Source organism: Metabacillus sp. SLBN-84 (assembly GCF_053629595.1).
Genome location: NZ_JBRJIP010000007.1, coordinates 47,510 through 67,819, shown reverse-complemented (window position 1 = coordinate 67,819; position 20,310 = coordinate 47,510). Strand labels below are relative to the sequence as shown.

General features: G+C 44.3%; 13 protein-coding genes, 1 riboswitch and 1 other annotated feature (1 of these 15 running past the window's edge). Of the genes, 12 read left to right on the top strand and 1 reads right to left on the bottom strand.

Going from position 1 to position 20,310, the window contains the following annotated elements; genetic code table 11:
* Nucleotides 1-70 (top strand) — a binding site (T-box leader) (it extends 183 nt beyond the left edge of the window).
* An 86-nt stretch (nucleotides 71-156) separates the two neighbouring features.
* Nucleotides 157-1,371 carry a tyrosine--tRNA ligase gene (gene tyrS / locus RKD52_RS22595; RefSeq protein WP_454101646.1) on the top strand — a complete coding sequence of 405 codons (1,215 nt, stop codon included), beginning with the start codon at nucleotides 157-159 and terminating at the stop codon, nucleotides 1,369-1,371.
* Between the two features lie 277 nt (nucleotides 1,372-1,648).
* Nucleotides 1,649-1,757: riboswitch (SAM riboswitch) on the top strand.
* Between the two features lie 121 nt (nucleotides 1,758-1,878).
* Nucleotides 1,879-4,233, top strand: coding sequence for a M14 family zinc carboxypeptidase (locus RKD52_RS22590; protein WP_454101645.1), 2,355 nt, complete (start codon nucleotides 1,879-1,881; stop codon nucleotides 4,231-4,233).
* Between the two features lie 308 nt (nucleotides 4,234-4,541).
* Here RKD52_RS22590 and RKD52_RS22585 read toward each other — a convergent pair whose 3' ends face one another.
* Nucleotides 4,542-6,386, bottom strand: a complete 1,845-nt coding sequence (locus RKD52_RS22585) for a helix-turn-helix domain-containing protein (protein WP_454101644.1) — start codon at nucleotides 6,384-6,386, stop codon at nucleotides 4,542-4,544.
* 810 nt (nucleotides 6,387-7,196) lie between these two features.
* On the opposite strand from RKD52_RS22585, the gene RKD52_RS22580 reads away from it, so the two are divergent.
* The 10 genes from RKD52_RS22580 to RKD52_RS22535 all read left to right on the top strand — a co-directional run bounded on the left by RKD52_RS22580 (nucleotide 7,197) and on the right by RKD52_RS22535 (nucleotide 20,302).
* Nucleotides 7,197-8,720, top strand: a complete 1,524-nt coding sequence (locus tag RKD52_RS22580) for a primase C-terminal domain-containing protein (RefSeq protein WP_454101643.1) — start codon at nucleotides 7,197-7,199, stop codon at nucleotides 8,718-8,720.
* A gap of 856 nt (nucleotides 8,721-9,576) precedes the next feature.
* Nucleotides 9,577-12,090 carry a type IV secretory system conjugative DNA transfer family protein gene (locus tag RKD52_RS22575; RefSeq protein WP_454101642.1) on the top strand — a complete coding sequence of 838 codons (2,514 nt, stop codon included), beginning with the start codon at nucleotides 9,577-9,579 and terminating at the stop codon, nucleotides 12,088-12,090.
* Nucleotides 12,091-12,106: 16 nt separating this feature from the next.
* On the top strand, nucleotides 12,107-12,997 hold the full coding sequence (locus RKD52_RS22570; protein ID WP_454101641.1) for a replication-relaxation family protein: 891 nt from the start codon (nucleotides 12,107-12,109) through the stop codon (nucleotides 12,995-12,997).
* A 31-nt stretch (nucleotides 12,998-13,028) separates the two neighbouring features.
* Nucleotides 13,029-13,364: a hypothetical protein gene (locus tag RKD52_RS22565; RefSeq protein ID WP_454101640.1), complete on the top strand. Its 336-nt coding sequence runs from the start codon at nucleotides 13,029-13,031 to the stop codon at nucleotides 13,362-13,364.
* Nucleotides 13,365-13,373: 9 nt separating this feature from the next.
* Complete coding sequence (locus RKD52_RS22560; RefSeq protein WP_454101639.1) at nucleotides 13,374-14,348, top strand: conjugal transfer protein; 975 nt, start codon at nucleotides 13,374-13,376, stop codon at nucleotides 14,346-14,348.
* Nucleotides 14,349-14,369: 21 nt separating this feature from the next.
* Nucleotides 14,370-14,591: a hypothetical protein gene (locus tag RKD52_RS22555; protein WP_454101638.1), complete on the top strand. Its 222-nt coding sequence runs from the start codon at nucleotides 14,370-14,372 to the stop codon at nucleotides 14,589-14,591.
* A gap of 24 nt (nucleotides 14,592-14,615) precedes the next feature.
* On the top strand, nucleotides 14,616-15,032 hold the full coding sequence (locus RKD52_RS22550) for a conjugal transfer protein (protein ID WP_454101637.1): 417 nt from the start codon (nucleotides 14,616-14,618) through the stop codon (nucleotides 15,030-15,032).
* A complete protein-coding gene (locus RKD52_RS22545; protein WP_454101636.1) occupies nucleotides 15,022-17,577 on the top strand; it encodes an ATP-binding protein in 2,556 nt (851 codons plus the stop codon). The genes RKD52_RS22550 and RKD52_RS22545 overlap by 11 nt, the downstream gene beginning before the upstream one ends.
* The gene (locus RKD52_RS22540) at nucleotides 17,574-18,008 is read left to right on the top strand and encodes a hypothetical protein (protein WP_454101635.1); all 435 of its coding nucleotides are present in this window, start codon (nucleotides 17,574-17,576) and stop codon (nucleotides 18,006-18,008) included. The genes RKD52_RS22545 and RKD52_RS22540 overlap by 4 nt, the downstream gene beginning before the upstream one ends.
* The gene (locus tag RKD52_RS22535) at nucleotides 18,005-20,302 is read left to right on the top strand and encodes a CD3337/EF1877 family mobilome membrane protein (RefSeq protein WP_454101634.1); all 2,298 of its coding nucleotides are present in this window, start codon (nucleotides 18,005-18,007) and stop codon (nucleotides 20,300-20,302) included. Before RKD52_RS22540 ends, RKD52_RS22535 begins: the two co-directional genes overlap by 4 nt.
* Nucleotides 20,303-20,310: the final 8 nt, after the last annotated feature.

The window sequence follows — 20,310 nt, the reverse complement described above, 5'->3', positions numbered from 1 at the left end:
ACTTATAAAGATAAGCGATGTGAGTTGCTTATAAATTAAAGGTGGTAACACGAGATGAATCGTCCTTTTGGTTAATCCAAAAGGGCGTTTTTTTATTATCCTTTACTTCTTATAGAACTTGCAATGTTAGAAATAATATTTCAAGGAGATGTTAGTATGATGGTAAAACCTGTAGAACAATTAAAAATTATTATGAAAGGTGTGCAAGAATTAGTAAACGAGGAAGAATTGATGGCGAAATTAGAAAAGTCATACCAATTACAGACTCCGCTTACTATTAAATTAGGACTTGACCCTTCTGCACCTGATATCCACTTAGGTCATGCAGTCGTCTTAAGAAAAATAAAACAGCTGCAAGATTTGGGGCATAAAGTTGTAATTATTATCGGTGATTTTACAGGTCGTATTGGAGACCCAACTGGAAAAGCGAAAGGCCGAGTGGCTCTAAATGACGAACAGGTTATAGCAAATGCAAAAACATACTTTGAGCAAATCTTTAAGGTGCTAGATTCAGAAAAAACAACTGTCCGCTTTAACAGCGAGTGGCTTTCAAAATTAACCTTCGAGGAAGTCATTAAACTAGCAGCAACAACATCGGTTGCAAGATTATTAGAACGTGATGATTTCCAGAATAGATATAAAAATCAAGTGCCAATAGGAATACACGAATTTTTCTACCCACTAATGCAAGCGTATGATTCTGTAGAGATTCAAGCGGATATTGAATTAGGTGGAACAGACCAAACATTTAACATTCTAATGGGCCGTACACTTCAAAAACATTTGGGATTAGAAAAGCAAATTGCCATTTTCATGCCCTTACTTGAAGGTCTTGATGGTATGGAAAAGATGAGCAAAAGTCTTGGGAATTATATCGGAATTAATGAACCTGCAGAAGTAATGTTTAAGAAGGTTATGGAAGTACCAGACAGCCTAATTATTAAATACTTTGATTTGGCTACGGATCTACATCCAGATGAGATTGCAAACATTAAACAACAACTAGAAAACGGAGTTAATCCGAGAGATATCAAACTTGTTTTAGCTAAAATCATTACGAATTTATACTGGGGAGAAGAAGAAACCAAACGAGCGATAGCATACTTTGAAACAGCATTTAGTAAAAAAGACATCCCAAATGATATACCTAAAATTTTGATAGAAATTGGGGAGGAAACAGTTGAAGCCATCATTCCCCAGTTAATAGAAGAAGGGTTCATAAAAAGTAAAAGCGAATTTATTCGTTTAGTTAAACAAGAGGGTGTACAGCTCAATAAAGAAAAAATAAATCACGATGATTTAGACCGAGTATTAATGAATGAAGACGTACTACAGATTGGTAAAAAGAGATTCCTGCGTTTCATTAAATAATTTAGTGATTTTGAGGAGCGTTAATTGTGTATTCCAGCATTAACGCTCCTTAATTTATACCTACACCTAATATAACTTTTTTTCTCTAATCTACATGAAGACGTTTTTTATGTGGAACAACCATTCCGAAAAGCCAACTAGATATTTCTTCCTGTTATTTTCGCAAAATAAGAACTACTCTATTTAGTGCATATAATCAAAAAGTATCATTTTCCTTTTTATGTATTGACTCTAAGTGTGATTAGGATATAATTCATACTAATTTAATAGAATTACTTCTTTATCAAGAGCAGGTGGAGGGACAAGCCCGATGAAACCCGGCAACCGGTCGACATTGATTCGATACGGTGCTAATTCTTGCAGCTTTTAGAGCTGGGAGATAAGGAAGAGGAATATTGTCTTTATTATACAAAGCCTCTTTCTTAGGAAAGGGGCTTTTTTGTGTGGAGAAAGGAGGATTACCGACAAAGCAATTGTATAAATACAAAATACTGAAGGAGAATGAAAATGAAACGACCCATTATATCAATGTTACTAAGTGTCTCTTTACTTGCTGGAATACTTCCAGCTACTGATGTACTTGCAGAAGGTAATAAACCCGTCGAACGAAAACATAGTCTTTTCAACACAGAAAAATACGACTACATAACGTATGACGCGCTTAAACAAAAACTAACTAACTACGAAAAGACAAGCAGCAGAGTTAATTTAAATATTACAGGTAAGTCCTCTACTGGCAAAGACTTATACACAGTGACGATAGAAGAGTCAGAGTCTAAGAGTTCTGCTGAGAAATATAAAACGCTCCGTAAACTAATGTCTGATGATCCTGTAAAAGCCCAGCAATATTTAAAAGGTAATCCTGATATAAAAGCACCCATATTAATTCACGCGTCTATACACGGTACAGAGTTCGTAGGCACGGATGCGGTTATCGAACTGATTGAACGATTTGGTTATGAGAACGACAAGGAAACGAAGGAGATTTTAAAAAATTTTACAATAATCATAAATGTCAATGCTAATCCAGATGGAAGAATAGATGCAACCAGGTTTAATGCTGAGGGAATTGATCTAAATCGAGATTTTGTAACACAATCTCAGCCAGAGACAAAAGCAGTGGTTAAACAAATTGCAGATTACAACCCGTTAGTTCTCTTGGATCTTCATGGATACGTGAAACAGAGGGGAGCTGCTAAACATCCTGGCCTCATCCTTCCAGGAACACCTCCTCATAACCCAAATTATGAATATGATCTGTTATATAAATGGATGAACAAACAAGCGGAAGCGATGGAATCAGAACTAGTAAGTGAAAGAGAAAACTATGAATCTGAACTCTATCAAACAATGGAAGGGACGCATATTCCATTAAGAGATTCAGCCTCCGGATGGGACGTATATCCGCCGATTTACACACCTGCGTATGCAATGCTGCATGGGGGCTATGGATACACACTTGAAGCGCCTACAAACGATTGGGACGGTGTGAAGTGGCAAGTCGATGCTGTTTCGGGCGCATTGAAATTTGCTCTTCAGAATAAACAGGCAATGCTAAATGATCAGATTGAAGTTTTTGTTCGCGGGGTCAAAGGTGAACATCCGAATAATGAAGAACATTTCTATCCGGAAGCTTATGTAATACCAGAAAATAAAGAAGATAATTCAGTAGTGCAGAAGGCTGTTCAGCATTTAGTAGACAACGATGTGAAGGTGGAAAAAAGCAAGCAGTCCTTTACCTTGGATGGAAATCGTTATGAAAAAGGAACGTATATAGTAGATCTGGACCAAGCGAAGGCGGGTTTAGCAAACGTTTTTCTGTGGGACGGTGAAGACATTTCAAATGATATCGATGCCATGTATGACATTTCTGCCTGGAATCTTCCTGAGTTATGGGGATTCGAAGCAGTCGAATCGCATAAAGAACTTAATGTAAAATCAACAAAAGTGAAAAAGGCAGATCATGCGGGGAAAGTAACTGGCTCTGGTCCGTACGTTATCCCAAATACCTCTGTCGAAGCTGTTTCACTTGTTAACGCACTTCTAAAACAAGGAGTATCCATAAAGAAAGATACAAAAGGGAATTTCTATGCCTATGCAAAAAGAGTGCAAATTCAAAAAGAGGTTCAGAAATCTGGATTATCTTTAAAATCTGGTAATACGCCAAGTAATGCTGTTACTGTAAAAAGTAAAAAGGTTGCGATTCTAAAAGATGGTGGATTGGGGAAAGTTCAATCTCATGCTGGAACGAAACTAGCATTAGAACGTTTAGGGTTTGATGTGATTGAAGTACACCCAAGAGAAGTAGCAGATCAGGGGTTAGATTCTTACGATGCTTTTGTTTATAGCGGTTCAGCAAGCCTCGTGTCTTATAAACTAAGCGAAGCTAACAAGGAATTTGCTCTAACAAGTGAAGATGAAGTAAAGGCGTTTTATGAAAAGTTGAATCAATATGTCCAAGGAAAAGGTAAGTTCATTGCAGTAGGAGCAGGAGGATCTCAAATTGCGAAAGAAGCTGGACTTACAGATGTTGAAGTGAAAAGAGGCTTTTCAAGCAGCAATGGAATCGTAAACGTTGAATATAAGGATTCACCGTTAACAGCAGGCTATAAACAACAGGATATTGGGTTTGTCTACAGTCCTGTCTGGTACACCAACACAGACAATGTGAACGTTGCTGCAACTTTTGCAAAAAGCGATGACTTCTTTGTAGCAGGACACTGGAAGGATAGAAACGATGCAAAAGGACAGGCGGTAATCATACAGGAAAAAGAAAAGCCTGTGACGCTGATTGGTTTGGAGGCAGGCTTTAGAAATCACACGGATTATTTGTTCAGATTGTTATCTAATAGTATTCACTAAAATCGAGTTAAATTGTTGCAACATAGGGAATCACGATCTACTACTTTAATTGGACATTGAAGTTGACTCAATAAGGAGTTAACCCAAATCGTTAGGTCCTTTGTAAATGAAAAGATATTGTAAGTGATGGCGTACACACTAATAAGCACCTAATTTAGCGTTGGGGAAAATATGGTCCCCTCTAGATTAGGTGCTTTTTTCATGTTTTCAAGAATTCATTCTTCATGTTACCCTTCTTTCAAAGTATGCAAAACAAATAGCCAAGAAAGGTATCTATTGCGTTTAATTTAAGCATTGTTTGCATAATTTTACGCCAATGTATTTTGCGCTGTTTTTTCTTTCAGCCAATTAAGCATCTTTATATCATTGTTTTTATTCTGTCTTTTATTTTCCCTGCGAATGTATCTTGAAAGCGTTGTGTGAGAAATCCCGATTTCAGATGCAGACTGACGGATGCTTATGTTCAATGCCTGAATCATTTCCTGCATAGCATTGGGAGAGAGCGTTATTTCCGTATCTGTACCTGCCTCTGCAAAATGAAAGCTCTGCTGGGTGTACTCCTCTTTCTTGACCAAATCTGGCTCCATCATTTCAATCGATGCAGCTGTCTGCCTGTGGCCAATTGCTTCAGGTTTATATGAGTCTGAAACAGCAACAGGATAGTCACTGTGGTGCATTTGCTGCTGGATACTGCTCATGATCTTGTCTTCAAGACTAGTGCCTGTATTCTCCAAAAGGTTTTTCTGATTTTCCTTAACCACGATCTCCGTCGGTAAAAGCACAATGCTCAGCTTGCTCCAGTAATTTTTAACCCATCCCTTTTTTCCGACTTTTTCTTCTGCAATTTCTTCCGTATAAGCCCAGGATTTAATCACTTCATCCTTTTGCAGTTCATCAAGGACTGTCTCGAATTTGTCTCTTATCTGTACGCCGTTATAACGGGATGAAATATCCATCACCTTGAGCAATGTAGCCACTTTAAAAGGCTGCTGGAGCGTCTTTTTCATCGTGCGTATTTTCCATTGAAGGTTCAAATACCTCGTTAATCGCTTTTGTTCCCTCTGTGTAAAGTGACTGTATTGGAACACTTTCAAGTCGAGAAGGCCGATGGATCTGTTCGGCCCGACGAGATAGGGGGTAAGAATGGACGTGGGCTTCACTTGCACCGCGTATATTCCTTTTGCTTCTCCCGATTTTTTGTCATAAGCCACCCGTATCTTCCCAATCTCAAACATGCGCTGGAAATCCTTGAAGTTGTAGAGCTCATTTTCCTGCATTTCCTGCGTGTTGAGGACTTTCACTTTTTGGTCTCCAAGTGATATCCAGATGCTTGAGAGGGCTGCGACCCGTTTCATGATATTGAACCGGTCTTCTTCCCTGAAGTCGAGCACTCTGCCGTTTGACGTTCTCTTTTTTAAGTTTCTGAGCCGAAGGGCGTCGCTGCTGTGAAACTCTATGTACCCGTCGCTGCTTTTAGGGGATACCATCCATAAGTATGTAATCAAATCAAAGAGATCTGCAGTCATTTCGTCTAAAGAGTTAATGGTTGAACCGATCATTTCAAGCCACATAGCCTGCTGTTCGGTTGTCACTTCAGCAATCGATGTCTCGTATGGCCTGAGCTCAGCCAGACCTTTGACCTTTCCTCTGTTATCAATGATTTCGGTTGCGAGGTGTCCGGTTTCATTTTCTTTGAATTCTTTTTTCTTCGTGACGATATCTCTCATCAAATGGAAGTCTATGTCCATGCTGCCATATATGTAATCACGGTCCAAGGCTTCAGTGATTTTTTCCTCATTCATACTCCGTTTGATTTCATCGTTCGGAAACTCATTTATGAAATGTCCAGCAAGAATGATCCTGATGGTTTCACTGTATTTTTCTACGCCTTCGCGAATTAACTTCTTTGTTATATGCTTTTCTGAATAGAGAGTCTGCGTGAAGAGGTAAAACAAGGCCCGGAAACTGGGGCGCATCTCTTCACATGGCGATTGGTGCCTGTACTCATAATCAGTCATTTCAAAAGCATCTTTCTTCCAGTGATCTCGTATGTAGGGCCTGTCGTCAAACAAATGCTTTGTTTCTTCATATATCGCTATTTTCAGAAGTTCATAGTTTAGTATCAGTGAGTCGGAAATATCTGCATATTTCATGTAATCATCCTTTCTTCATTCAATGAAGAACAGTGTGCGCTAAACCATAAAATGCACCACTTCTTTTTATTATAGCAACTGCCATGATTCCTGTGTATATGAAATGCACCACTCCCTGCGAAAATGCACCGGATTATTCAGATTTAGGACCTGATTCGACAAGAAACGCACCAATTGAGCACTCAAATGCACCAAATACTACACATGTTCCGCTGAACTGAGCACTTTGGTGCATATTTCATAACAGCCCTATAATTTTTCAAGGTAAAGTGGTGCACAAAAACCTTCCGAGTGTCTTGAGCGGAACCTGTTCACTATTTCCCTCAATAAATGTGCACCATCAGGACAGGGTGAGCGGAACCTGTATGGAAAGAAACTTTGTCTTGGTGCACTTTTATAATGTATACCGATCTATTTTGCACCACGACTGGTGCGGAAAAACTCATAATAGGGCGAAACCTGTACCCCACAAATGCACCACTGTACAACATGTTAGAGCGGAAACCGTGTACTAACTGAGCAGACCGTATTTTCATCATTCCTTGATATAGAAGTATTTTTGTGTGTATTAACGGACCAAGTTCAATCCTTACACGTGGTGCATTCAACGTAAAATGGTGCAAAAGATGAGCGGAACCTGCATCATATAAAAATTGCAAAGTTTTTTTCTAACCCTTGGTGCATAAAGCATCAAGGGGCTTTTTTATTTTGGTGCATTTTGCTTAGAGAGAGGCAAGTTGCAAAATTCGATTTCGTTATACTGATTACAGCAAAATATTCCAATAAATTTAACGTGGGAGGGTGTGTACAGTGGGGAGAGAAAATATAAACAGCGTTCCAAAACAGACAGCAACACCAGCTGAAATCATGCAGTTTATGACCCACAGCAGCCTCTCACTCTATAAAAAGAAAGGCTCCCGTGCGCCGTTTCATAAACTATCGGTCTATCAAAAGGCAGAAGATCAAGCTCCGTACCGAAAGGGTGCGGTATTTGTGTCGCCATCAAAAGAGGACTTGTCCGAAGGAAAAGGGTACGTGGTAACCTCTTACGAGACGTTAGCGGAAAAACATCCCCATCTGTCCCACTGGACACCAAACGTCTACCGCGGCGGCACGTATTACGATTTCAGGAGACGGATCATCAAAGGCCATACGCGTGAAAACTTAAAGCAAGTGAGCGTGATAGGCTTTGATATAGACACAAAAGAAACGGATCTTTACGCACTCTATATCGGCTGTGAGGAGTTAGGTCTCCCGAGGCCCAATCTTCTTTTAGAGACGCCAAGGGGCTATCAGTTCTTTTTTGTGCTGGACACCCCGTTTTATGTGCACAGCCGCCACGACTATAAATCTCTGAGAATCGCAGAACGCATCAGCGACAATCTCAAAACGGCGCTGTCTGCTTATGTCCCTCTGGACAAAAACTGTGTGCCTTTTGGTTTTTACCGGATCCCTAGACACGACAACATACTCGATTTCTATGAACACACAGCCAATACTAGCCGCCTGCTCTCCTGGTCCAAGCAGTTTGAGGAAAAGGAAAAGAGAAGGTTTCTTCGCGTTGTACTTAACCCTTCACAAAAATCAGATCTTTGTTCATCAGACTGGTACAGAGCTTTAATATCTGCAACAGGAATTGACCGGGGCTACAACAGCGCAAGCCGCAACAACGCCCTAATGACACTGGCGCTAGCCAATTATGCAAGCGGCCGGTCTTTTGAGGATGCGTATGACGAACTAGACCAGTTTAACAGTTTTCTAGACAGTCCGCTAAGCAAAACGGAGTTTGAGAAAACGATAAACAGCGCATACTCGGGCAAGTATAAAGGCGTGAAACGATCCTATGTGGAAGGGTTGCTTGAACTGTGGACGGACGGACAGGCAAAATTCCACGGGAGAGACGGCTGGTACAAATTCAAGAAAGAACGCGGAGAGAGAGAGCGTTCGCACTATGAAGAGTGGGAAGAAGATATTGTGTCTTACATAGAACAGCACAAGAGCCCTGACGCACCCTTTTTGGAGGGTTCTTTAGCTATGCTAGCAGAAAGATTCGGCATGGCCGTTTCATCTTTGAAAGAAGTACTCAAGCGTTCTACTAAGATCGTAAAGAAAACAATCGGTAGAGGCAGAGGCGCCGTGACCAAGATCAGCAGCAGAAACATCTTGTTTAAGAGTCTGCTCCAATCGCGCAAGAAAGCGTCAGTGCAATCAAAACAAACAATGAACAGAGCTATTGCAGAGAGCATAAGTGTTTTCTTTACTGGCACATTTTCAACTCAGGAAGAGCTAAACTTGTTCCGCAACATTGAACTGCCGATGTACAATACCAGCTGAAATTAATAAGCCAGTCTGCCATTACATATCTATACTATCCTGTCCGTCCTTCCTGGAGCATAGCTTTTTACTTTAATACTTATTCTAATCTAGACTGTACACTTAGCTTATGCTGCTGCTTAGCAAGTTTTAAATTCATCTTCTATTCAAGGGAGAGATTATAAAGCTTTAGTTGAGTTCAGGCCAGATCTTTGCTATCTTTACCTGCTTATGGAACTTAAGACCTTTTTTACAATTATGTGGGAATTTATGTCTAGTGCTTTTACCCTTTTATGATGAAAATACGAACATTCGCTCTCTAAACAGGAGGATAGTCTCTTTCCAGAATTTTACCAAGATGGTAGTCTTAACTAGTATAAGGGCTTGTAAATAGACTAGTAATAAACGTATCTAGCATATGCAACACCTAATACAAGTAGGAATATGCGGAAAACCTAAGTGCAGTCCTGCTAAATGGTCACGGCATGGTGGTGAGTTATTCCGTGACCATTTAGCAGGACCTTAGATAACTAATCCACTTACCCGAATTAAATGAATATATGTAAGTAAGTGTAAAGTAAGGGGTGGTGGTGTAAGTAGTGTAAGAGTAAGAGAGAGTAGTAGTAGGTAGTGGTAAGTGTGTGGTGAGGTAGGAGAGAGGGAGTAGAGGTAGAGTAAGTGAGTAAGAGAAGTAGAGAGTAAGTTCAAGGGATAAAAGAAAAAGAGATAAGTTAAAGTGCAAGGTTCAAGTGCAGATCAGGAAGTGAAATGGTTAAAAGTGAGGGAAGTCAGGGGCATAGTGAAGTTTGGAGTAATTGATAAATTGTTGGTTTAATTGAGAATCTTTTTGGGCTCAGGTTATAAGGGGTGAGGACGAGTGAGGTATCATTTGCTGCCGTTTTTGATTCCTGGAGAAGGAAAAGTTTATGAATTAAGGACAACGATGGATGCGAAGATTTTGTATTTCAAGGATGAGACGGCTTGGACGACGATGCTCAGTTTTTTGACGAGGCCCTGGTACAGAAGAGTGGTTAAACAGGAATGGATCAGCTGGGAGATAGTTGCGACGAAAGATGAGATCCGGTATTTCGTTTGGGTGCCCGATGAGCAGACGGGAAGAGCGTTTAAAACGAAGTTCTACGCCGAGCATTCAGATGTCGAGATCATAGAAGCCGAGAATAGAGTCCCTGACTTTACACGCCCTCATGCAGGAACGAAGCTATATACTGAAAGTCATTGGACAATTCCAATCAAGACTTATCACAATGAAGTGGTGGATACACAGGCTGAATTGATTGAGTTTCTGGATGCATTAGAAGAAGGTCAGGAGGTTCATATGCAGTTTCTCGTGCAGCCTGCGTACCGGACAGAAAAGAGCTTTAGGGGCATTGTCCGTCAGTTCCACAGGCAGGGAGAGGCGGATGAGAGCCTGCAGAAGGACAACGAGCTCTATCTTTCTGCGATAGAAGGAAAATCGACGAGGGTTCTATCTAGGGTAGGCGTGAAGGTCATTGCCTTTGGCAGGGACAAAAAGGATGCGAAGGATTTGATCAAGAGCGCGAAAGGTTCCATCGGCACGTTTTCAAGCGGTCGGCTCAACCAGCTGAAAGGCAGGGAGTGGTGGTGGTTTCGTACGATCCGTCCTTTGTTTCGGTGGGAGTTTACACGACGTATCTTTCCGATGGAGAGAATGAAGCAGCGCGTGATCCTAGGAACGGAAGAAATGGCTGCGATGATGCGTCTTCCAAGTGAACGGGTTTTGACAAATAAGCTGAACCGGCAGAAAATGAGGTCAACGCCTCTACCGAAAGAATTGAAGCAATCAGCAGTATCGGATTTGTCTGTTTCACTCGGGGTTCATATGTATCATGGAAAAGAAACACAGGTGATGTTTGACCTTGAGACGCTCCGGTATCATGCGGCGTTTATCGGGATGTCCGGGATGGGGAAGAGTACCGCGATGTATAACCTCGTTGAGGATTTGATACATCGCGACGGGGCCGGTGAAATGATTGGGGGTACGATCATCGATCCTCACGGTGACCTGTGCCAAGATGTGGCAGCAAGGATTCCTCCCGAGAAACAGCATCTTGTGCGGTACATCAAGTTTTCTGAGGGCGATATTCCGTTTAACGTTTACGACGTCGATTTTGCAGTATCCGAGGATAAGGTTGCCCAGACCGTGGCAGATGTTTTGAAGCGGACGTGGAAGGATTTTTGGGGTCCCAACATCGATGATAACTTCCTGAACGGCGGTATGGCGCTACTGCGCCTTAGAGAAGCAAGCCTGCCTAACCTGCAAAAGCTCTTGAGCGATCCGGAGTACCGGGAAAGCGTTCTAGAGAGGCTTGACCGAAGTGATGCAATCGAGAACGATCTGTACCTGTATTTTTCAAACCTGCAGGGTCTTCAGGAACGGGAGCTGCAGGCAAAAACGAACTCAACCTTGAACAAACTGCGAAAAATTACGCTATCCGGGGTAGTTGGAAAGATGCTACGGGCAAAAACGAACGGGCTGCGGTTTCGGGAGAGCATGGACAGGGGCATGATCATCCTGCTCGATTTGTCTGAGCTGACAAGTGACGAGAAGAAGCTCATCGGCTCCATGTGTCTGACGTATGCGGAACTTGCGGGCAAAAGCAGGGCGGATACACCGCCATTAGAACGAAACAAGCTTCCCTACCATTTTGTAATGGTGGATGAGGCCCCGACGCTTATGGAACACAGCGTGGATGCGATCGAATCGTTCGCTTCAGAGCTCAGGAAGTATAAAACGTCCATCATCCTCGGGATGCAGGGGGTCAAAGATCAGCTTCCCCGTGAAGTTGCGTCTGCTATTTTCAGAAACTTCGGAACTTTTGTATCGTTCAGGCTTGGGGAGCCGGATGATGCTGAGTATGTGAACCGGTCCATGAAGTCAGAGGTGCTCTATTCAAGTGATTACCTGCAGATTGAACCGTTCCATGCCTACATGAGGATGCAGGCAGGAAACGAGCGCACAAGGCCGTTTCTGCTCAAAATGAAGGCCCCGAAGCCTGCGCGGTTTGGCGAGCAGATCCCTTTACTCAAAAAAAGAACGGCAGAAGAGGCGCTTGAGATTGAACGCATTGCTCTAGAGAGTATGCCTGCAGCTAACGTTAGTGAAGAGGATACTGAGGCTATCCATTTTGCAGAGGGTGAAATCATGCAGCACGCGTCTGAGGCTGCGGCATCACTTGAACTGCCCGAAACAGAGGAGGAAACAGACGTAAAAGCAGAAGAAACAGCCACATCGGTATCTGAGAGCGATGAAGATGAAGAAAAGTCAGACCGTGCAGGGGCTTTAGAAACAGAAAAAGAGAGAGAAGAAGAGACAAAAAAAGCTGTCAGCCAGGATGATCTATGGGTGTAGCAAGGGGGATAACACAATGGCCAAGAGAATCACACTGCTTGAGGAGGAACTGTTCGTTTCGCTTCACGATCTCGTGTTTGTGGACGTTCAGTACTTAGAGAAATACATTTACGTACATGAAGACAAAAAGCCCTACAGCAAATACTGGATTTCAAAGCAGATGAGGGCAATGGAGGCTGAAGGGTACATCAAGTCGTTTCCTGTTGCAAAGGCGTCTGTTCAGGGGAGAGACCGGCTTGTGTATACACTTGATTCAAAGGGTGTTCAGGAAGTGAAGGAGATTTTAGGCGAAGCGGACTGGGACACAAGATGGACGCAGCGGACGCCGACTTATGTGTACCATTCGCTCAGGATGTCTCATATCCAGGCGGCGTATGCCGCGCAGCGTGATGAGCATTTCAGGTTCAAGGAATTTTTCTCGGAGAGACGTTCATTCAGGAACTACGGAGAAGTAAAAAGGGACAGTGAAGGAAGGAAAAAGCAGTCAGCGACAACCGTTATCCGTCCGGACGGAGCGTTTACCCTCCAGAGGGAGATCAACGGCCAGACGGTCACATTCCTGTATTTTGTGGAGCTTGAGAGAAGCAGACAGCGAATCGACGTGACCCTGAATAAGATCAGGCGCTATAACGAGTATGTCCGAAAGAAAGCCTATGAAAGGGACGAGGTATTTGGGGAAAACATACGGGTCATACGCGTTTTGTTTGTCTCCAACAACGACACGGAACGAAACAAGATTCTGGAACATTCCCTGAAGGCAGACTCAAGGGAGCTTGAAAAACTGGGAGGGGGCCTGATGTTCGCGACGTATGAGGATGCAGTAAATGACCCTTACGGAGCGATCTGGAAAGCGAAGCATTCAAGCGATACTAACACCCTTTACCGTCTCTATAAAAAAATCGATTGACTATCTCAGCCCTTGAAAGGAGGTGAAGAGAGTGGCCTACAAGGTCAAAAGGGGCAAAAACCCCACTGGCAGCTCTTTGAAAGAAATGCTTGTATCCTTTGCACGGAACCTAACGTTTGTTTTCATCATCATGAGCGCCATAGGCGCGGCCGGATATTTCCTCTTTCAGTTTGCCTATGATGCCTATCCGCCGTTTGCAAAAGCGTCGGATGAGGTACTCTATACGGTTCAGTCCTTTTACAGAGAGCACGGCTTATGGACCACAGCCGGCATGTTTTTATTCATCTGCCTGTGCGTGTGGGCGTTTGGCGAAGAGTCCAGAAGGCGTGATGACAGGAGAGAAGCCATGAAGGAAATGATGAAATGAGGAGGAGCCATGAAAAGACGAGAATACCCCAAAACCGTTCTCCGGAGGAAAGTCATCAAAGGCTTTTTCTGGACAGTCTTTGTCATGATGCTGTTTTTGTCGGTCGTCTCCATCGTGCGCGTTGCAAACGCCGGGAGTGATGCGGCAGACGCACAGCCTGTCAAAGAAGAAAGAAGACTTGAAAATCCAGCTGCAAGTGTCGGCGCCCAGTCTTTTGCAGAGTCCTTTGCAGGAGAGTACTTCCAGTGGGAAAACACTGATAATGCAATTAAAGAAAGAGCCGAGCGCCTAAAGCCGTACCTCGCAAACGGCATGGATGAGCAGGCTGGCCTTTCATTTGAAGGAATGGAACAAGACAGTAAACTAACAGAAAGACAAGTATGGAATGTTGAAGAACAGTCTGATGATACAGCGATCATTACCCTCCGTGTTAAGCACACCTTAAAGAAAACCACACCGCCTGACGCCAAAGCGACAGAAGAAGCGAAAAAGGCCAAAAAACCACTTCCAAAGGCAAAAACTGAGAAATCAGAGCCGATTGAAAAGTTCCTTGCCGTTCCCGTCAAGAGTGACGGTGAGAGCTACGCTGTTCATAAGGTCCCTTATTTCGTCCCTCCAGCCAAAAAACCAGAAATCAATGCAGATAATGCCATCAGTGACGAAGGAAACATACAAGATTCCAAGCTTAAAGGTGAAGTTACTCAAGGCCTGAACACTTTCTTCAAAGTGTACACAACAGGCAGCGAGGAAGAACTGTCCTATTACACGAAGAATGACGAGATCAAGCCGATGACCGGCATCATCGTGTTCAAGGAACTAAAGGATGCGGTCGTCAAACAGGGCGATGCGGCAAACGAGTACCGTGTCCATGCCACTGCCGTTTTTCAGGAAAGTCAATCCAAAGCGCAAATCACCTATCCGTATGAGTTCGTTCTTGTAAAAGAAGAGAACCGCCTATTTGTCAAAGAGATGAAAAACGAGTAACCATGAGGAGGAAGAAAGATCATGAACTTTGGAGAAAACATTCAAAACTGGTTTTCCACACAGGTAGGAGCGTTATTCCTTGTGATCATTGGGACAATTGCCATTTATTTTCTGGTAAGACGCGAGTTTTCGAGATTTGTAGGGTTCGCGGTGTTTGCGATGATCGTCGGGGTGTTCGTCTTTTCACCGGACAGCGTCAAAGATCTTGGAACCAAGCTTTGGGCTACCGTTTTTGGCAGCTAGATTGAGTGAAAGCGAGGCTACGTAATGAAACCCAAAATTCTGCGCACCTATAACAGCGTGTGGAAAGTGGAGAAGGTTCTGTACGGGATTCAAGACATCCCACTGCCGATTCCCCTGACGTATCGGCAGATCGGATTTTTCGCAGGCGGCGTGTTTGTAGTTTGGGTGCTGAATCACTTTCCGCCTCTCAGTTTACTGCAGCTCGGGCTTGTCGAATATCTTTTCCTGCCTGGAGTGTTCGCCTGGTTTTTCACGAAACAGCTGCTTGACGGGAAAGCGCCGCACCGGTTTTTCATGAGCGCGACGCGCTACTTCATGTCACCTCATCACATGAACCGGTATAAGGAAGTATCAGACAGAAAAAGACCTTACCAGTACGAGGGCAAAACAGGATACAGAACACTCAGCTATGACGAGAGGGGTGACGATTTTGAGCATTGAATTTCCTATCAGGTACTTTGAAGGCAACCTTGTGTTTTCACAGGACGGTGCGTGCTGGGCGTATTATCAGCTTGCCGGGTACAACTACGACTTTTTGGCAGATGATGAAAAAGAGATCATCTTCACAAAAATCAAACAGTTTTTCTGGCAGATCAACCTTGATACGCATCTCCTCGCCGTTCCAAACTTTCAGTCGATCGAGGAGAAACATGAACGCTTCAAACAAAAACTATCCGGTCCCTTGAAAGGTGCCGCGATCAAACATACGGACGATGCTGCTTTGCAGCTTGAGAAGATGCTCGGGAAAGAAGGTACAGAGTACCGTTTCTTTATCGGAGTGAGACTGCAGAGGCCAGAGGGGCAGATGCAGAAGAATTCCCTCCTAAAAGACATCAAAGAAGCGTGGAAGGAGTTTGTGCACGGTGTGAACGAAGCATCAGGCCTTGATGTGAAAGACGTGACGGAGGATGAAATCAACAGGTACCGGAAGGCTGAGCGCCGCGTGTTCAACAAGGTCTCGACAAAGCTTCAGGCAAATCCGGTTACCGAAGAAGACATTCAGTGGCTCGTTAGGCGCAACTGGTACCGGTCAATCGGGAAAGCGCCGATCCTGAAAAACTGGAGCCCACAGTACAGCGTTCACTACAAAGAGTATGAAGACGGGGAGATCAGCGTCAGAAGGCCCCTTTACCATGACGTCCTGCGCTTGTCAGAAGGGTTTGTCGATGATTCACCAAAGAGGAGCATCATCTTGAAGCAAATGTTCGACGGGAGAGAGGCAGAAGGGCATGTGGCGTTTCTCACCGTCTCAAACGTCCCTTACGAGATTGAGTTTCCGGGCGAGGAGTGGATGTATGTCATCCAGAACCTTGATTTCCCGGTTGAAATAAGCGTCCGCACCGACGTGATGGAAAACCGCAAAGCCCTGTCTTCTGTTCGCAACGCGCAGAAAGACTTGAAAGATCAGGACCGCCACGCACGCGAGACCGGAAATGACACCGGGCTGAACGTCCTTGACGGCAGGGCTGAGGCCCATGAACTTGAAGCTCACCTTCAGAAATCCCGTATGCCGTTGATCAAGACGTCGATTGTTCTGGCGGTATCAGCAGACAATGAGGATGAGCTGAAGAGGCGGTGCGATGCGGTGAAGGATCTTTATCAGGACATGATGTTTAGTATCGAACAGCCTTACGGGGACCAGTGGCTCGCTTTCAATGAATTTCTGCCCGGTGCAAAGCGCTACATCAAGGACTATGTGCATTTCATGGAACCGGCAACGGTTGCAGGCAGCATGTTCGGTGCGACCAAGCAGCTAGGAGACGGTGAAGGGTTCTTTATCGGAAGCACGGGAATCTTGGATCAACCCGTTTATATCATGCCGAACCGCGCCGCACAGGGAATTCGCGGAACGAAGACCAATGCCCTGTCGGCCGCGTTTTTAGGCTCTCTCGGCGGAGGGAAGTCCTTCAGCTCCAATTTGATCACGTACCTGTCGGTCTTATCCGGCGGTAAGGCGCTTGTGATCGATCCAAAGGGCGAGCGCGGAAACTGGGACCGTGATTTGCATGAGCTCGGCGGAGAGGTGAACATCATCTCCCTTTCGACGCAAGCAAAAGACAAAGGAAGGCTCGATCCCTTCTCCATTCATGACGACAGGAAAGAAGCCGAGACGCTCGCGCTTGATATCCTGACGTTTTTGACAGGGGTCCGTCTTGATGATTCGGAACGGTTCCCGAAGCTCACCCGGGCAGTGAGAGAAATAGCAGAAGGCGAGAAGCCGTGCCTCGGAATGGTTGTCGAACATTTACTGAAAAGCAAGGACAAGACGGCCAGACAGCTAGGTGAACATATCCGTTCCTTCAAAGAATTATCGTTTGCACAACTGCTCTTTGGGGACGGCGAGAATGATAAGGCGATTAATCTTCGCACGGCCCTAAATGTTCTTCAGATTCAAAACCTTGAGCTTCCTGCGCCGGATACGCCGCAGGAGAAATACAACCTGTCAGAGATGCTTTCTGTTGCGATGATGCTGCCGATCTCATCGTTTGCCCTGAAATTCATCCACAGCGACAGGAGAATCTTTAAAACGGTGCTATTGGATGAGGCGTGGGCGGTCCTTAACACGAGCCAGGGAAGCCATCTCGCGTCGCGTCTTGTCCGTGCAGGACGAGCGATGAACGCCGGGATCTACTTTGTGACACAAAACGCGAACGATCTTCTTGATGAAAAGATGAAGAACAACATCGGCATGAAGTTTGCCTTCCGGAGCACCGATCCGAATGAAATCGAGAACGTTCTGTCTCTATTAAACTTAAAGAATACGGAATACAATGCATCCACCTTAAGAGAGCTTCAAAATGGCCAGTGCCTGTTTCAGGACATCACCGGACGGGTGGGGGTCGTATCCATCAATGCATTATTTAAGGATTTGTTCGATGCATTTGATACACGTCCTCCGATGGATGACTTGAAAGAGAGTGAGACTGAAGGGACGGAACAGCTGCAGATTGAAGAAAACCACAAGAAGGAGGGCGTGTATGTATGAAAAAACTGATCTTGCTTATGGGTCTAACCCTACTGCTTGCGACGGCAGGGTGCGGAAGTAATGAAGTGAACGGAAAAGGACCTGATGATATACCGGTTGATTGGGTAAATGCCAAAATTCAGAATGACCAAAAAATGATGTTGGATTTACTTGATCAGAAGACAGAAGCGCTAGATCCGGAGGCTGAAAAATACAGTGACGAAAAAATTAAACAATATAGATTAACAGAATGGAAAGCAAGTAATGAAAGATATTTTTACGAAATTGAATATAAAAATCCAACCAATAACGAAAAAGTAGAAACGGAAAAATTGGAAGTGATTAAATCCGAAGAAGGTTGGAAGAGGACAAAATATAGTAATTTACAAAATTTTGATAAACTCGTTCAAGATATTAAGCCAGAAGTCCTTCGTGAGTTGCATGATGAATGAAGAAGTTAATAAAACTTTCGGCTTTGTCTATTCTGGTGTTTTTAGTGTTTCAGGTACAGGCTTCTGCTGCCAGTATTCAAGATCATTTGGTCCCTCAGGATACTGAGGCTAAAACAATAGGAGAGGTTGAACTTAAATACAATGAGTACCCCCAGCACCATTATAAATTAGACACCTGGGTAAACACCGATGGCGACTGGATGCCGTGGAACTGGGCTGATGGGGCTGGAAAGCAGATTTATATCGCCATGATGGAAATCATCAATTCCATTTGGAACGTCAATATCCTGCTTGCCAACTTCACGATGAAAATCGTCGAGGAAGCATTCCAGCTTGATTTTGTCTCAAACGTCACCGAAGAAATCGGATCAGCCATTCAAAACATCGCTGGATTCGGCCCGGGAGGCTTCATGGGAAACGGATTATGGCCTCTGCTTGTCACGTTTATCATCGCGATTGTCGGTGCGTGGGCGACTTATGTAGGGATGGTGAAACGTGAGAGCAGCCGGGCGTGGGGTGGTTTGATTTCTTCTGTTGCTATTTTCATCTTTGCGCTTGGTTTCTTCTCGAATGCACCATCCATCTTAAAAGGTATCAACGACTGGTCTAGTGACCTGCAAAGTGATGTATTAGCCGTTTCGGCTAGTGTCGTGAATCCAGGTGCATCGTATTCCAAAGAAGAAGGTATAGCGACCGTTCGCAATCAGATGTTTGATCTGATGGTAAAGAAACCGTATTTACTCATGCAATATGGAACGACACAGATAGAGGAAGATAGAGTAAATGATATGTTGTCACTGGATCCATTTACAGATGGAGAAGGCAGAAATGAAAAAGCTAGAGAAGAAGTTGAACAACAAAAAAATACAATGATGTCCATCGACGGAATATCACAGCGTGCAGGCTTTGTGCCGTTGCTCTTTATCGCCAACAGCATCATCGGCGTTTTCCTACTCATGGTGTCAGGAACGATTATTCTTTATCAGATGGTTTTTTTGGCATTGGTCCTGTTTGCGCCGGTTCCTTTGCTCATGGCGCTTGTTCCCCGGTGGAAGCATGCGGCGTTTGACTGGGGGATGAAAGTGTTGCATGCACAGCTGATGAAAATCTCCATCGCGCTGCTCCTTACGATATTGTTTGGGATCTCAGCCATCCTGTACCGTGCGACAGAGAACTCGGATCTTGGGTATTTAGGTGCCATGCTGCTTCAGATCATTTGTTTTGTCGGCGTCTGGGCCAAACGAAAAGAATTATTTAACATTGTATCAACAGCTGTAAATAATGTTGAAAGCAGCACGGGAGCAACCCTGCAGAATTACCGCCAGAAGTTCAATCAGGCCAGGAGTCTGGCGCGAAATGCCAAGAACGATTTGGATGAAAATATGGGAAAAGGTCGTATTCGCAACCAGCCATTAACAGAACGCAGGAAGGCAAGTCAGAAAAAGGCTGGTGCACTATCAAAAGAGCAGTTGGCTGATCGGCGAAAGCAGCTAAAACCAGCAAATGAAAGGCTTCTTAAAACAAACGCTGGTCTTGCTGCAGGAGCAATTGGAGTCGTGATGGCTGACCGAGAGGGGTTTACTGACAAGGTTGAAGATGACGGGAAAGGGAAGAATCATGCCGGAGTCGACAACGCGAGTATGGACCGTGAACAGCTGATGGACCGCACGAATGGTTCACAATCTAAATCACAAAACGGAAGCATTACGACAATCGATGACTTAAGGCGCCGGAGAATTGGAAGCGGAAACCTCCCGTTAACCGACCGGCAGTCCATAATTGACGCAAGAAACGAAGTCGCGACGTCACTCGAGAGGCCGGATGTGGAGGATACAGAATTGTCAGAGCGCACGCAGAGCGAGCGCAATTTGAACCTGATGAACAGGAACAGGCATGAAGATAACATACATGTTCAGCATCGTGACCGGTTAGCTGAACGCAGAATGACCGACAGTCAGTCGGATCACGAAGTCTCGAGTAATGAAACGAAACATGAACGCAATGCAAATGAGTCCGTGAAGCGAAAGTTTGAAAATAATGATCACAACGAACGCACCATTAACCATGTGACTGACAGAAATGCCGTTCAGACGGAAACGCATCACCGGTCACAGGAGAGTGTTACAAACAGGGATACCCATTCCAGGGAGGTTCACAGAAGGAATGAGGTTCAGGAAAACGTCACTGAGCGTATTGAAGAGATGATACGCAGGGGTAAACACATCACCCAATGGGAAGCCCAGCAACAAATCAACGAACGGAACCGCAAACGCGACAAGGACAGGGAGGAATGAACAGGGGG

Bases quoted from the DNA above. Each gene is read 5' to 3' on its own strand.
- RKD52_RS22550 (WP_454101637.1), top strand. From the start codon at position 14,616: ATGAAACCCAAAATTCTGCGCACCTATAACAGCGTGTGGAAAGTGGAG.
- RKD52_RS22560 (WP_454101639.1), top strand. From the start codon at position 13,374: ATGAAAAGACGAGAATACCCCAAAACCGTTCTCCGGAGGAAAGTCATC.
- RKD52_RS22570 (WP_454101641.1), top strand. From the start codon at position 12,107: ATGGCCAAGAGAATCACACTGCTTGAGGAGGAACTGTTCGTTTCGCTT.
- RKD52_RS22585 (WP_454101644.1), bottom strand. From the start codon at position 6,386: ATGAAATATGCAGATATTTCCGACTCACTGATACTAAACTATGAACTT.
- RKD52_RS22540 (WP_454101635.1), top strand. From the start codon at position 17,574: ATGAAAAAACTGATCTTGCTTATGGGTCTAACCCTACTGCTTGCGACG.
- tyrS (WP_454101646.1), top strand. From the start codon at position 157: ATGATGGTAAAACCTGTAGAACAATTAAAAATTATTATGAAAGGTGTG.
- RKD52_RS22590 (WP_454101645.1), top strand. From the start codon at position 1,879: ATGAAACGACCCATTATATCAATGTTACTAAGTGTCTCTTTACTTGCT.
- RKD52_RS22535 (WP_454101634.1), top strand. From the start codon at position 18,005: ATGAAGAAGTTAATAAAACTTTCGGCTTTGTCTATTCTGGTGTTTTTA.
- RKD52_RS22555 (WP_454101638.1), top strand. From the start codon at position 14,370: ATGAACTTTGGAGAAAACATTCAAAACTGGTTTTCCACACAGGTAGGA.